This is a genomic window from Roseateles albus (genome assembly GCF_028595345.1).
Classification (GTDB): domain Bacteria; phylum Pseudomonadota; class Gammaproteobacteria; order Burkholderiales; family Burkholderiaceae_C; genus Paucibacter_A; species Paucibacter_A albus.
In genome coordinates this window covers 583,602-597,811 of sequence record NZ_JAQQXT010000001.1, presented here as the reverse complement: position 1 = coordinate 597,811, position 14,210 = coordinate 583,602, and the positions used below count along the sequence as shown (strand labels likewise).

The window sequence follows — 14,210 nt, the reverse complement described above, 5'->3', positions numbered from 1 at the left end:
CTCAGGCTTCAGCGCCGACGCGCGAAATGCGCCTCGATCTGCTCCAGCGTCTTGCCCTTGGTCTCCGGCAACACAAAAGCCGCCACCAAGAAATAGACCACCGTACAGCCGGCCCAGAAAAAGAACATCGCCGCATAACCATGATTGCCGACGGTAGGCAAGAACACCGCCGCGATCGTGGTGGACACAAACTGATTGATCAGCAAGGCAATACTCATGCCGTTGGAGCGAATGCGCGTGGGCATCAGCTCCGACAGTGCCAGCCAGACACACACGCCCGGCCCCACCGCGAAGAAGGCCACAAAGGCGAAGATGCAAGCCGTCACCAGCCAGCCATGGGTGGCGCTGGGCACCGGGCCGACCAGGGCCTGTGTAATGACCAAAGGCGCGCTGGCAGCGCTGACGGGGTCGGCAAAGGGGTTCAGATGCAAGCGGCGAAAGAAGGCCCCGATCACGCTGTCGGCTTGCACTGTGTGCTCGCGTGAAATCTCGATCGGCCGGGCATCCAGCTCGTCGCTGCGCCGGCTCTGCACATTGCTGAAGTCGCCGAAGGCGTAGGACAGGGTCAGCTGTTGCGGGGCGCCGCCTGCGGCCACACCGAGCCGGGCCAGGCCAGCAGCATCGACACTCAGCTGCAGACGGTCTTGCTGCACCAGCTGCTGCAGGGCCGGCGTCACGTCAACGCGGCCCCGCTCGGCCGACCAGAACAAACTGCCGGCCAAAATCAAAGACAAAAAGATGCCGCCACTGCCCATCATCAAGAGGAATTTGCGCCCCTTGCGGTCCACCAGCAGCAGCGCCACCACGGTCATCACCGCGTTCAAAACCTTGATGGCCACGTCGGCCGAATTGGCCGTCGATCCGCTCAAGCCGGCTTGATTCAAGATGTTCACCACATAGGCCAAGATCGAGTTGATGCCGGTCGCCTGGGTGCAGGCCAGGATCACGCAGGCCAAGACAAAGGGCACGAGATAGCGCCGGCTCAGCAAAGGCTCGCGCGCGCTTTGGCTTTGGCCCGCCGAGCCGTTCGAGATTGCATGGGCCTGCTGCATATCGCTCAGCTCTTGCTCGGTGGCTGCCGCACTGCGGCTGCGCAAGAGCGCGGCCCGCGCAACGCGGATATCGGCCGGGCGGCCGCGCCCGACCAACCAGCGCGGCGACTCACTCAGGAACAAGCAGCCGACGGTAAACACCAAACCAGGGGCGAGGCAAATCCAGAAAATGCTGCGCCAAGCCTGGTCCTTGGCCGCAAACAAGGCGTCCCCACTGCCGCCGGCGAAGGCCTCCACCTCGCGGGCGTAGTAAAGGCCGATCAAGGCCGCCACCACCAAGCCTATCGTCAACAAGAGTTGAAACATCGCGGTGCCGCGCCCGCGCTTGTCGGCCGTCAGGCACTCGGCCAGGTATAGCGGCACCACCACGCCAATCAAGCCACCGCTGATGCCTTGCAGCAAACGCCCCAGCAGCAGCGGCGTGTAACCGTCGGCCAAGGCAATGATGGGGATGCTCAAGGTGAACAACAAACCACTCAGCACCATCACCTTCTTGCGGCCGACCCAATCGGCCAGCGCGCCAGCAAACAAAGACGACAAGACGCTGCCCAAGAGCACGGCCGCCACGATAAAGCCAAGCTGCTGTGCGCTCAAACGCCACGTTACCGATGCGGTGGACTCCAGATAGGGCAGCGCGCCGGCGATGATGCCGATGTCGATGCCGTAGAGCAGGCCGCCCATGCCGGCGATAAAGAGCATGAAGCGCATAGACCAGACTTTGGGCGAATCATTGGCGGCCATGGGTATGGCGAAAGCGGGTGCATTCATGCGGGTCGTTCCTTGAACGGTCAAACGAGAGAAACCAATTCACCTTCGATGACGACGGTCTGCACTTGCAGATCGGCATCCAAGACGACAAGGTCGGCCCAGGCGCCCGGCGCAATGCGGCCGCGATCGGGCAGCCCCAGATAGTCGGCCGGGTGGCGGGACAGGCAGTTCGACGCAGCCGCCAGATCAAGACCGATGGAGACCAAATTACGCAGCGCCTGGTCCATCGTCAGCGCGCTGCCGGCCAGCGAGCCCGAAGCAAGACGCACGCAGCCCAGACACTTCATCACCGTTTGCGAGCCCAGCGCATATTCACCGTCCGGCATGCCGGTGGCGGCCGTCGCATCGGTGACGCAAAAGAGCTTGGGGATGGCGCGGATGGCGGCGCGCATTGCACCTGGATGCACATGCTGCAGATCCGGAATCAACTCCGCATATTCGGCATGGGCCAGGGCCGCACCGACCATGCCGGGCTGGTAATGATTCAGCGGCGTCATGCCGTTGAACAGATGGGTGAAGCCCGCAACGCCCGCCTGCAGCGCCGCCAGCCCCTCTTCATAGCTGCCGGCCGAATGGCCGATCTGCACGCGGATACCCAACTCTTTGAGTTGCGGGATCAATGCCAAGTGCCCGCTCAGTTCGGGCGCCAGGGTCAAGACCTTGATCGGCGCAATCGAGTGGTAATGCAAGACCTGCTCCAGCGTCGCCGAGCAGACCAGATTGGGCTGAGCGCCCAGGCGCTTCTCGCTGATGAAAGGGCCTTCCAGATGCACGCCGAGGATGCGGGCCGTGCCGGGCGCGCGCTGGGAAATCGCCTCCGCCAGGCCCTCCAAGGCATGTTCAATAGCGGCCGGGCTGGCGGTCATGGTCGTGCCCAAGATCACCGTCGTGCCGTGCTGGGCATGAGCGCGCGCGACCTGCACCGCCGTATCACCGCCCTGCATGATGTCCACACCCGCGCCGCCATGCACATGCAGGTCCACGAAGCCCGGCAGAATGCTCAGCTCGGATGGGGCGTCAGCATCGGGGTAAAGATTGAGTACATGCTCTGCGAATTCGATCCGGCCGAGCAGCCAGCCGCCCGGCGTCAGGATGCGTCCCGACAAGCTGTTTGGCATTGTTTTCATTCGACGATGATCAGCTCTATGCCTAAACGCTGCAGGCCGTCGCGGTACTCGCTGCTGATGCCGGCGTCGGTGATCAAGGTATGCACACGGTCGAGCTGCACGATGCGGTGCAGGCTGACGCGGCCAAACTTGCTGGAGTCACTCAGCACGATGACCTTTTTGGCCCGCTCCACCATCATGTGATTGAGCCTGGCCTCCGCCTCATGGTGGGTGGTCAAGCCGAACTGCAGGTCGCAGCCGTCCACGCCGAGAAAGAGCTTGTCGAAGATATAGCCGCCCAAGCAGGCCTCGGCCTGTGTGCCCAGGATGGAGAGCGACTTCTTGCGCAAGAGGCCGCCGGTCAGCATCAGCTCCACGCCCTCGGCATCGGCCAGCTCCCAGGCGATGTTCAGGCCGTTGGTCATCACCGTCACATTGCGCAACTCGCGCAGGTGGTGGGCCAAGGCCATCGTCGTGGTGCCGGAGTCGATGATGATGTTGTCGCCCGAGTTGACCATCTGCGCGGCACGCGTGCCGATGCGCTCCTTCAGGCTGCTGTTCAAGCCGTCTTTCTGGCGAATATTGTGTTCTTGCGGCGGCATGCGCTTGAGCGCGGCACCGCCGTAGCTGCGCGTGACCAGACCCTGCTCCTCGAAAGCGGCCAGATCGCTGCGAATCGTCACCGTGGACACGCCCAGCTTGGGCGCCAAGTCCGACACATCCACGCGCCCCTGCTCCATCAGCAATTGCATGATTTGCTCACGACGCTGGCCGGTATTGCGGCTTGGCGGCTTTTCGTTCTTGCTCATGGCTTACTTTTCAACTCTTTCGTTTTGACAGCAAGCATTTTATGCAAACGAAAGATTTTGAGCATTGGTACTTTCGCTTGCGGCATGCCGGTTGCGGCTGCAGGCCCGCGCATAACGCGCCAGCACCATGCCCACCTTGTGCTGGGCCAGCGCGCGAGGCTGGGCCGCCAGATCGCCGGCAAGTACCGCATCGAACTGCTCGGGCAGGTATTGGCTCAGCAACGGCAAGGGAATAGGCTGCTGCTCCAAATTGGCGATCAGCTTGGCCACGGCGGCCAGCACGGCCGCATCGCCCCAGTAGTAGCGGCAGCGGTCGCTCAGCGCATAAGCGCGCAGCAAATGCTGCTGAGCCGGTGTGCCGGCGTAATGCTTGAGCCAATGTTTGGGCTCGGCCAACATGCGCTGCTCCAGCACCGCCGGCAGTTGCGACTGCCGCCCAAACGGAACGATCTCGCGCTCGATCGCCGCCAAGGCAAACCAGGCTTCGCGCAGCGCAAAGGTGACCGCCGGGCCGACCTTCAGGATCGCAAAATGATCGCGCACCAGCGCATGCATGGCGCTCTCGGTTTGGTAATCGGTCGAATGCGCCTCGAAGACCAGCGCCGGCGGATCCATCTGCTGAGCGACGAAGTTAGACAGCGCGGTCGCGGCAGCGGGCTCGTAATGCTGGATCTGGCTGTGATCGAAGTCCACACCCGGCTGCACCACCATTGCAATCACTCGTTGCCAAGCAGACTGCAGCCCATGGGCGGCAAAGGCGGCCGCGTGCACGGCCAAGGTGGCTGCTGCCGCCGCAGGCGTGGTCACCGCCACGCCGGCGCCCAGCGAAGCCTCGCCACCGGGAATGGGCACTTCGGTGCCGATCACATAGACCGGCGCCGCCAAACCGGCGGCCTGTGCGGCGGCTTCGGCCACCAGGGCCAATTGCGCCGAGCGCTCGGCCACGATGGCGTCCGGCAGCCGTTTGGGATCATCCGCGCAAGCCATGCTGCAATCGAGATGGATCTTCTCGAAGCCCGCCGCCACATAGCTGCGGATCAACTCGGTCGCAAAACCCATCGCCTCGGCGGCCGGCAGATGCTGCCAGGCATTGGGGCCGAGGTGGTCACCGCCCAACACCAAACGCTCTGGTGGGAAGCCGGCCTCTTCGGCGAGCTTCAGCACATAGCTGCGGAACTGCACGGGGTTCATGCCGGTGTAGCCGCCGAACTGGTCGACCTGGTTCGAGGTTGACTCGATCAACAAGGGCGTGCCGTAACGCGCCGCCTGTTCAAAGGCGGCCCGCAATACATATTCGTTGGCCGAGCAGACGCTGTAGATGCCGACCGGCCGGCCTTGGCGGTGGGCGCTGATGATGTCAAGAAGATGCGACATGGAGGTTCTCAGAAATTGGGAATGGACTTTTATTGCTGCTGCTGCTGTTGCCGCGCCAACAAGGCCGCACCGCGCGTGCCGCCGGCGTCACCAAACGCGGGCGGCAGAATCGGCGGCACGCGCGCGCCGGCAAACAAATGGCGCGCCACGGCGGCAGGAAGATCGCGGTACAGGCGCTGCAGCTTTGACAGGCCGCCGCCCAGCACGATCACATGCGGGTCCAAGACCAGCACCAGCCCGGCCAGGCCGTGGGCGAGCAGGTCCAGATGCACGGCCAGCGTGCGCTGCGCCAAGGCCTCACCCGCCTCGGCCTGTGCATTGATGGCGGCCGCATCAAGCGCCGGCCCGCCAAAAAATTGGTACAGCGCGGCCAGCCCGCTGCCGGACACATAACGCTCCAAACAAGCGCTCAGCCCACATGCGCAGGGCCAGAGCGGCAGGCCATGCTGCTCACGCAGCGTGGCGGGCAAGCTGCAATGGCCCCACTCGCCGGCCAGGCTGTTGTAGCCGCGCAGCAAGCGCCCGCCGACACAATAGCCGCCCCCGGCGCCGGTGCCCAAGATGGCCCCGAACATGCTCTCGGCGCCGGCCGCCGCGCCACCGCAAGCCTCGGACAGCGCGAAACACTGGCAGTCATTGCCTATCGCCACCGGGCGCTGCAAGCGCGCCGTCAAGGCCGGCGCCACCGCTTGCCCGTTCAGCGCCGGCACATTGGAACTGAGCTGCAAGCCGCTGCATGGGTCGACCACGCCGGGCAGGCCCAGGCCGATGGCGCCGCGCTGACCCAGGCTCGCATCGGCCGCCTCCACCAAGCCCGCCAGCGCCTCAACAAAGGCGGTGAAATCTTTCGTCGGCGTGTCGACTCGGCGCCGCCAGCGCGCGGTCAAGTCCGCGCCCTGGTAGGCCACCAGCTCCATTTTGGTGCCGCCTATGTCGACACCGTAAAGCATGCCCTCAGTGCTGGACGGCTGCGACATAAGCGTGAAGGGTGACGCCTTGAACGACGCGGTTGACGGTGCCGTCGGGGAAGGGGTTGTCCGGGGTCAGCCCCAGCGCGGCGGAACGGTGCAGCGCATATTGCTGCGCCGCCAACAACCACAAGGGCGCCAGCCAACAGTCGCCCGCGGCCGCCAGCTCGGCGCCCACGCTGCACAGCAGATTGCCGGCGGGCGCAATGAGGTCGGCCGGGGAGTCTGATCCAGCCGGCGCCACAAGCCCCACTTGCAAGACCCGTCCCGCCACGCCCTCGCGCTGCAGCTCGGCCACCAGGTCGGCGTCAAACTTGCGGACATGGGCGTCGCTGGACGGAAACACCATCACCAAGGTGTTCTCGTTCAGAATCGACTTGGGGCCATGACGAAAGCCCAGGCAGGTGTTGGCGAAAGCCAGCACATGGCCGCAGGTCAGCTCCAGGATCTTCAAGGCCGACTCTTTGGCCAAGGCCTCCAGCGGCCCGCTGCCCAAATAGACCAGGCGCGCAAACGGCTCTTGCGCCAAAGCGGCCAGCGGCGCCGCCCAGTCGCGCAGCAGCCGCTCGGCCTGCGTCGCCAGCGCTTCGACACGGGCCAGCCGCGCATCCCAGCTGTCGCGCCCGAAAGCGAGCAGTGCCGCCAACTGCATGCAAGTGAAGCTGCTGGTCATCGCGAAGCCCCGGTCACAGGAGCGAGCGGGCATCAGGAGATTGAAGCTGTCACGCTTGGCGGCATTGCGCGTGAACAAGGAGCCGTCGGCATTGCATGTAATGTTCAAGAAACGCGGCTGATCCACCAGCTGACGCACAAGATCGACGGCACCCAAACTCTCCGGGCTGTTGCCGCTGCGCGCGAAAGACACCAAGAGCGTCGGCTGATCGCGGCGCAAATAGAGCGCCGGATGCGAGATCAGGCTGGTGGTCGGCACCGCGCGCACCTGCGCAGGCCACAGGCGGTTGATTTCATCGACCACGCCCTCACCGCAATAGGCCGAGCTACCGGCGCCGGTCAGGATGACCTGATGACTTGGCTCGCGCAGCCATGCCTCAAGAAAAGCCGCCAAGGCTGCTTGCTGCGCGGGGCCCAAGGACTGCGCCAGCTCGCGCCACACCATCGGCTGCTGGGCAATCTCCTCGGCCGTTGACAGGCCACCTTGGGCCTGCCAGTCATCGCGGGAACGGGTCAGTAATGGGTTCATTGAGCGCAGTGGAAACAGACGGTGAAGACAGTCGAGCGAGATCGCCGACAGGCAATTTGACTTTCACTTTAGCAAAGTCGAAAGAAAAAAGAAAGAACAAATTTCAAGAGCCAATCGAGACCAGGAATGGCAAGCACAGAACGCGCAGATTGCAGCTATAGCTCGCGAAAAGTCCAATTGACTCAGCACTCAAAGGACCAAGTCAACGCCGCAGCCGCAATGATTTTTTCGTTTCAAATGATTATTTCTAGTGGTTTTCACTATATTTCGCCGTATATCTTTCGGTCTGACTTTCACTCAATTGACTGTTGCAAGTCGGGTGCCTAGAGTTCGACCAAGTCATTTTGATCAAGGCCGCCATAGGCCAGGGAAAACACAGGCATGAAGCATCGCTTGCATTCGCAAACCGGCAAGACATCGGCCATCAGAAGAGCCACCAGCATGGCGGCATTGATCGTCATCGGCTTGCTGCAGGCCGACCGCGCTGCGGCGGCCTCGCTGGGCAATCTGCGCGAGTTGGTGGCCCTGCCCCAATCCAAGCAGGTCATCGAAGGCGCCACAGGCCAGCCAGCCGCCCCGCAATGGGACTTGCGCGCCGAAGGCAAGGCCAGGCTGCGCATCAGCTTGCTGCGGGCCGATGTGCTGCGCATCGAAGCGAGCGCCACCGGCCAATTTGCAGCCAGCGAAGACAAGGCCGCGCCCATCGTGCTGCCCGAAAGCCTAGCAGCCCACGCTGAGGGTGCAGCCATCGCGCACAAGCTCAGCGATCAGGGCGACCACTACCTGCTCCAAACCGACAGCCTGGCGCTGCGCATCAACAAGAAGCCGCTGCGCCTGGCGCTCTACCGCGCCGACAACCAACAGCTGCTGTGGCGCGAAACCGAAAGCCTGGACCTGAGCGACAAGCTTTCGGTTCAAACCCTGAGCAGCGACAAGAGCGAGCGTTTCTTCGGTGGCGGCCAGCAAAACGGCCGCTTCGAGTTCAAGGGCAAACAGCTCGAAGTCTCTTACTCCGGCGGCTGGGAGGAAGGCGACCGGCCCAGCCCCGCGCCTTTTTTGATGAGCTCCAAGGGCTGGGGCATTTTGCGCAATAGCTGGCGCGATGGGTCTTACGATCTGCGCCAGAACGAGCGCATCACGCTGGCCCACCAAGACGGCCGCTTCGACGCCTTCATCTTCGCTGGCCCCAGCATCCATCAAGTGCTGGCCCGCTATACCGAGCTGACCGGCCGCGCCAAGATGCTGCCGCGCTGGGCCTATGAATATGGTGACGCCGATTGCTATAACGACGACGATAACGTCAAGAAGCCTGGCACCGTGCCCAAGGGCTGGAGCGACGGCCCTAGCGGCAAGACGCCGGACGTGATCGAGTCGGTGGCCAAGAAATACCGCGAGCACGATATGCCCGGTGGATGGATTTTGCCCAATGACGGCTATGGCTGCGGCTATACCGACCTGCCCAAGGTCGTATCTGGCCTGAGCGAGCTGGGCTTTCGCACCGGCTTGTGGACCGAGAACGGTGTCGACAAGATCAAGTGGGAAGTCGGCACGGCCGGCACGCGCGCGCAAAAGCTCGATGTTGCCTGGACGGGCGCCGGCTACCAGTTCGCGATGGACGCCAACCAATCGGCCTATCAAGGCATCCTGGACAACTCCGACGCACGGCCTTTTCTGTGGACCGTGATGGGCTGGGCCGGCATACAGCGCTACGCCGTCACCTGGACCGGTGATCAAAGCAGCAGCTGGGACTACATCCGCTGGCATATCCCGACGCTGATCGGCTCGGCCTTGTCGGGCCAGGCTTACGCGACAGGCGATGTGGACGCCATCTTCGGCGGCAGCCCCGAGACCTTCACCCGCGATCTGCAGTGGAAGACCTTCACCCCTGTGCTGATGGGCATGAGCGGCTGGGCGGCGCAGGCACGCAAGCACCCTTGGGCCTATGAGGAGCCTTATCGCAGCATCAATCGAAAGTATCTGAAGCTGAAACTGCGGCTGACCCCCTATATGTACGGCCTGGCGCAAGAGGCCGAGGCGAGCGGTGCGCCGATCGTGCGCGGCCTGATGTGGGATCACCCGAAGGACCCGAACGCTGCGACCGAGACCCACAAATACCAATTCTTGCTGGGGCGCGACCTGCTGGTGGCGCCGGTATTCCGCAGCCAGGCCGCCAGCCAGGGCTGGCGCAAGAACATCTATCTGCCCGAAGGCCTGTGGTTCGACTACTGGGACGGCCGCCAGGTGCAAGCCGGCCAGGCCGGCAAGACGGTTGATCTGCAGGTGACGCAGGACAAGCTGCCGGTGTTTGTGCGCGCAGGCGCCATTTTGCCGATGTACCCCGAGGTCCTGTTTGATGGACAAAAGCCCAAAGATCAGCTGACGCTGGACCTCTACCCGCAGGGCGAGTCGAGCTACACGCTGTATGAAGACGACGGCCTGACGCGCCAGTACAGCGAGCAGGGCAAGAGCAGCCGCCAAGTCATATTGATGACGGCGCCCACACAGGGTGCGGGTGACATTCGCGTCAAGGTCGGCCCGGTGCAGGGCGACTATGCCGGCCAAGAGCCACAGCGCAGCTTGGGCCTGATCGTGCACAGCCGCGCCAAGCCACAAGCGGTGGAACTCGGGGGCCAGGTCCTGCCAGAGTCGAGCGATCAAGCGGCGTTTGACGCCGCCACGCAAGCCTGGTGGTTTGACGCGAACGACAAGTTCGGCACCGTCCACATCAAGACGCCAAAGCGCAGCATTCGCCATGCGGCCGAGTTCACGCTGAAGATTTCGCCCGACACCGTGCTGGCCAAGAACGAGGACTTCCCCGCCGCGCCGGTTCTGGGCCGCCAAGTGCCGGTGGACAGCCTGACCGTCGTCAACCGCCCCGGCGAAGAGCCGGGCCATGCGATCGAGAACGCCTTTGACGGCAAGCCCGAGACCTGGTTCCGCACCACGCGCAACCAAGCCATGCGTGCCGGCCCTCACGAGTGGGTACTGGGCCTGGGCGAGCGCCGCATGATTGACGGCTTCGAGATCGCTCCGCGCAATGACAAGCACTGGAAGCATGGCCAGGTGCGCGATTACGAGGTCTATCTGGGTGACAACAACGGCGATTGGGGCCAGCCGGTGCAGGTCGGTCAGCTCAAGCTGCAAGAGGGTTTGCAGACGGTGAACTTCGCCAAGCCTGCCGCCGGTCGCCTTCTGCGCTTCCGGGTCTTGAGCACGCATAACGCTGAAGTTGACCAGGCCTCAGCCAAGGTTGACGAGATGGTGACCGCCGCTGCGACCCAAGCGCCTGTGGCCAAGGCCTTCAATGCGCTGGCGCCCAGCGAGGTCGAGCCCATCGTGCTGTCCGAGTTTCATGTGCTGGAGCAGCGCGCTGCCGAAGGCCTGGACGAACAACAACAACGCTATCTGTCCGAGCTGCGCTTGCCCAAGGGCATCGCCAAAGACCGGCCGGCGAGCGGTGCTGCCGCGCTGCGCATGAACGGCCTGCGCTTCCAACAGGGCCTGGGCTTTGGCGCGCAAGACCGCCTGGACCTGAGCCTGCAAGGCAATTGGGACTTGTTCCGCGCCGACCTTGGCATCGATGACAGCTGCCGCTCAAACGGCGGCCTGCAGTTCCAGATCTGGGGCGATGAGCGCCTGCTCTACGACAGCGGCCTGGTGCAAGCACCCGCCGTCGTGAAACCGGAAATCGACGTGCGCGGCTTGACCTCGCTGAGCCTGCGCACGCTAGGCGCCGTGGGCAAGGACGCCAAAAAGGTCTGTGCCAACTGGGCCAACGCCGCGCTTGTGGGCGGGGCCAAGGCAAAAGTCGAAGTCATTCAGGGCAGAAAACGCTGAACCCCTCAACAAAAGGGGCGGCAATAACTTAAGAACTAGGCGGCAGATGGGTCTGACCGCCTTCAACCGGAGAACAAAAGATGAAAGTTACGAAATTGGTGGCGCTGCTGGCTGCAGCTGGTTTGGTGCAAGTCGCTCACACAGCCTATGCCGCTGAGGAGCTGGACCGGGTTGAAGTGACCGGCTCCAGCATCAAGCGAGTCAACGCCGAGCAGGCTTCGCCAGTACAGGTGATCACGGCCCGGCAGATCGAAAGCATGGGGGCACGCACCTTGATGCAGGTGCTCGACAACCTGCCGGCCGCCAAGCCCGGCCAGCAAGACTTCCGCTCCATGTACACCGGCTCGGACGGCGCCTCGCAAGCCAATCTGCGAGGCCTGGGCGCGCAAGGCACCTTGGTGCTGCTGAACGGCCGCCGCCTGTCCTTTTACGGCGCACCGGAAGGCTTCCAGACCCAGTTCGTCAATATCGACGCCATCCCTGCCGCCGCGATTGAGCGCATGGAAGTGCTGACCGACGGTGCCTCGGCCGTCTATGGCTCAGATGCGATCGCCGGCGTCATCAACGTCATCACCAAGCGCTCATATCAGGGCCTGCAGATGAGCGTCACGACCGACCATTCCCGCGCAGTCAAGGCCTTCGGCGAGCATCAGCTCAGCGCCACCTACGGCTTCGGCGACTTTGATCGCGACCGCTTCAATATCTATGGCTCGGTGAACCTGTTCCAGCGCGACCGTATCGCTTTCTCCGACACCTACCTGAAGCGCCCCGAGCAGTTCTACGTCAACAACCCCAACTTCATCAGCAATCTGCGCATCGGTGTGGGCAGCGAGCCCGGCGTGATGAACCCCGGCAGCTTGTTTGTGTTCGACTCCAAGAACGTGCGCACCAGCATGGCGGCTCCTGGCTGCAACAACGTCTTCACCTCCGGCGCCAACAAGACCTGCGTCGTCAACGGTCTGCCCAACCAGTTCGACACCGGCCCCAAGAGCGAACGCGCCACCGGCTACCTGGCCGGCCGCCTCAATATCAGCCCCGATATGGAGGGCTTTGCCGAGTTCGTTTACACCGATGTCAATTTGCGCGGCGAGCGCGGGCCCGGCAGCTTCAGCAGCGGTCAGACCATCAACTGGTACTCGCGCAATACCGGCACCAAGCTGAATACCTTTGTGGCTCCGTTCTTGGGCCCCAATAACGAGTACAACAAGCTGACACCGGAGTTGCAGGCCAAGATGGGCGGCGCGGCCGGCCTGAGCTATTTGCTGCAGGATGCCCCTGGCCATTTTGGGCAAGAAACCACCGACAAAAGCTACCGCGCCATGGCCGGCGTGCGCGGCACCTTGTTTGGCAGCTGGGACTATGAAACCGCCCTGAGCGTGGCGGGCAGCGACTCCACCGTCTTTCAGACCGTCAATATCAACACCGTCGGATTCGAGAAGGCGTTTGGCCCCTTCACCTATGACCCCGTCAGCAAGCGCAGCTTCATCCCCGACCATCCGGCCTACCAGTTCGGCGTGATCAACGAGAAGAATGCCGCCTTGATCCGCGAGGCATTCCCGACCTTTGACATCCGCTCACACACCAAGCTGATCAGCCTTGACGGCAAGATAGAAGGCAAGGTCGCCACATTGCCGGCCGGCGATGTACGCGCCGCTTTTGGCTACAACCTGATGCGGGAATCTTTCGAAACGCCCGGCAACAAGGACGCGGCCGACGGCCACATCACCCAGCAAGGCGGCTCCTGGTTTGACGGCCAGCGCACCATAGGCGCGCTGTTCAGCGAGGCCATTGTGCCCATCACCAAGAGCCTGGAGATGGACGCCGCTGTTCGCCTGGACAAATACCCGAACTTCGCTGCCAACCTGGCGCCCAAGGTCGGCCTGAAGTTCCGTGCCATGCCTGAGCTGCTCTTGCGCGGCACTTACTCGCAGGGCTTCCGGGCGCCGAATTTGGCCGAGTCTGGCGAAGGTGGCGTGTTCGCACAGCGCGGCGGCATGAAGGACACGATACGCTGCAACGAAACCAATGCAATTGCCAATCAGCTCAAAAAGTCGGTCGACAAGGCCGACCAAGACCTGGGCAAGAACCTGCTCAACAGCAACTGCAGCAACAATATCGCTGGCCTGACGCCACCCAACAAAGACCTGAAACCCGAAACCGCCAAGAGCGGCACGCTGGGCTTGGTGTTCCAGCCGGGCAAGGACTTCGACATCTCGGCCGACTATTGGCTGATCCAGCGCCGCGATGAAATCATCCGCCAGGACTTCCAGGAGCTGTACGACCAATACGCCGAGAAATACGGCCCGACCCTGGCCGGCGCGCCGGGCGTGATCCGCAGCCCTATCACCGACACCGACCGCAGCAATGTCGCAGCCGCCGCCGCCATGTGCGCCAACCCGGCCAATGCGGCCGCCTGCACGGGCAAGCCCTTGAACTATTCAGTGGGCCTGCTGGCGGGCATGAGTAACAGCTATCTGAACCGTGGCCGCACCTTGGTCGATGGCTTCGACATCGATGCCCGTGGCCGCTTCAGTCTGGGCGAAATGGGCAGGCTCAATCTAGGTATCGCCGCCACCATCATGAATCGCAACAAGCATGATGACGCGCTGGGCGATGGCTTCTCGCAGAACTATGTCGGCTACTACGGCCAACCCAAGTACCGCGCGACCTTCAATGCCGATTGGCGCTACCAGAACTTCGGCAGCAGCCTGTTCGTCAACTACACCGGCGGCACCAAGTGGGCCTACGACAAGACCGACGAAGAGAACAACAACCCCACGAGCTGCACGGCGGCCGACGTGGCCCTGCCGGCCAATCTCTGCGGCGGCGCACCGGCCTTCTACACGGTCAATCTGGGCTTCAACTGGGAGCCGATCAAGACCTTGAACCTGGGCCTGAACATCAAGAACGTCTTGAACAAGCAGCCCGAGTACGACCCGAACGGATGGGAAGGCTACAACCACGCCCAGAACCTGTTCGGTCGCGTGTTCAGCGTGTCGGCCAGCTATAAGTTCTGGTAAGACTCAGCCCCTGATCCACGCATAGCCACGCTTGGCCCGCCAGCTTCTGGCGGGTCGGGCGCCGCTGTGCGCGGC

Annotated in this window: 8 protein-coding genes; 2 read left to right on the top strand and 6 right to left on the bottom strand. The window is 63.2% G+C overall.

What is annotated here, in order from left to right; translation table 11 throughout:
- Nucleotides 1-8: 8 nt before the first annotated feature.
- Genes PRZ03_RS02450 through PRZ03_RS02425 form a run of 6 tightly spaced genes read right to left on the bottom strand, consistent with a single transcriptional unit; the run spans nt 9 to nt 7,278 of the window.
- The gene (locus tag PRZ03_RS02450; RefSeq protein WP_273598861.1) at nt 9-1,820 is read right to left on the bottom strand and encodes an MFS transporter; all 1,812 of its coding nucleotides are present in this window, start codon (nt 1,818-1,820) and stop codon (nt 9-11) included.
- 20 nt (nt 1,821-1,840) lie between these two features.
- Complete coding sequence (nagA, locus tag PRZ03_RS02445) at nt 1,841-2,938, bottom strand: N-acetylglucosamine-6-phosphate deacetylase (RefSeq protein WP_273598975.1); 1,098 nt, start codon at nt 2,936-2,938, stop codon at nt 1,841-1,843.
- 5 nt (nt 2,939-2,943) lie between these two features.
- Complete coding sequence (locus PRZ03_RS02440) at nt 2,944-3,735, bottom strand: DeoR family transcriptional regulator (protein ID WP_263534158.1); 792 nt, start codon at nt 3,733-3,735, stop codon at nt 2,944-2,946.
- 39 nt (nt 3,736-3,774) lie between these two features.
- Nucleotides 3,775-5,109, bottom strand: coding sequence for a D-tagatose-bisphosphate aldolase, class II, non-catalytic subunit (locus PRZ03_RS02435; protein ID WP_273598860.1), 1,335 nt, complete (start codon nt 5,107-5,109; stop codon nt 3,775-3,777).
- Nucleotides 5,110-5,138: 29 nt separating this feature from the next.
- The gene (locus tag PRZ03_RS02430) at nt 5,139-6,086 is read right to left on the bottom strand and encodes an ROK family protein (protein ID WP_273598859.1); all 948 of its coding nucleotides are present in this window, start codon (nt 6,084-6,086) and stop codon (nt 5,139-5,141) included.
- The gene (locus PRZ03_RS02425; protein WP_273598858.1) at nt 6,064-7,278 is read right to left on the bottom strand and encodes an SIS domain-containing protein; all 1,215 of its coding nucleotides are present in this window, start codon (nt 7,276-7,278) and stop codon (nt 6,064-6,066) included. The genes PRZ03_RS02430 and PRZ03_RS02425 overlap by 23 nt, the downstream gene beginning before the upstream one ends.
- 381 nt (nt 7,279-7,659) lie before the next feature.
- Here PRZ03_RS02425 and PRZ03_RS02420 point away from each other — a divergent pair, with 381 nt between their 5' ends.
- A complete protein-coding gene (locus PRZ03_RS02420; RefSeq protein WP_273598857.1) occupies nt 7,660-11,115 on the top strand; it encodes a TIM-barrel domain-containing protein in 3,456 nt (1,151 codons plus the stop codon).
- An 80-nt stretch (nt 11,116-11,195) separates the two neighbouring features.
- Complete coding sequence (locus PRZ03_RS02415) at nt 11,196-14,135, top strand: TonB-dependent receptor domain-containing protein (protein ID WP_273598856.1); 2,940 nt, start codon at nt 11,196-11,198, stop codon at nt 14,133-14,135.
- The last annotated feature ends 75 nt before the right edge of the window (nt 14,136-14,210 follow it).

Bases quoted from the DNA above. Each gene is read 5' to 3' on its own strand.
- PRZ03_RS02415 (WP_273598856.1), top strand. From the start codon at position 11,196: ATGAAAGTTACGAAATTGGTGGCGCTGCTGGCTGCAGCTGGTTTGGTG.
- PRZ03_RS02430 (WP_273598859.1), bottom strand. From the start codon at position 6,086: ATGTCGCAGCCGTCCAGCACTGAGGGCATGCTTTACGGTGTCGACATA.
- nagA (WP_273598975.1), bottom strand. From the start codon at position 2,938: ATGCCAAACAGCTTGTCGGGACGCATCCTGACGCCGGGCGGCTGGCTG.
- PRZ03_RS02420 (WP_273598857.1), top strand. From the start codon at position 7,660: ATGAAGCATCGCTTGCATTCGCAAACCGGCAAGACATCGGCCATCAGA.
- PRZ03_RS02435 (WP_273598860.1), bottom strand. From the start codon at position 5,109: ATGTCGCATCTTCTTGACATCATCAGCGCCCACCGCCAAGGCCGGCCG.
- PRZ03_RS02425 (WP_273598858.1), bottom strand. From the start codon at position 7,278: ATGAACCCATTACTGACCCGTTCCCGCGATGACTGGCAGGCCCAAGGT.
- PRZ03_RS02450 (WP_273598861.1), bottom strand. From the start codon at position 1,820: ATGAATGCACCCGCTTTCGCCATACCCATGGCCGCCAATGATTCGCCC.
- PRZ03_RS02440 (WP_263534158.1), bottom strand. From the start codon at position 3,735: ATGAGCAAGAACGAAAAGCCGCCAAGCCGCAATACCGGCCAGCGTCGT.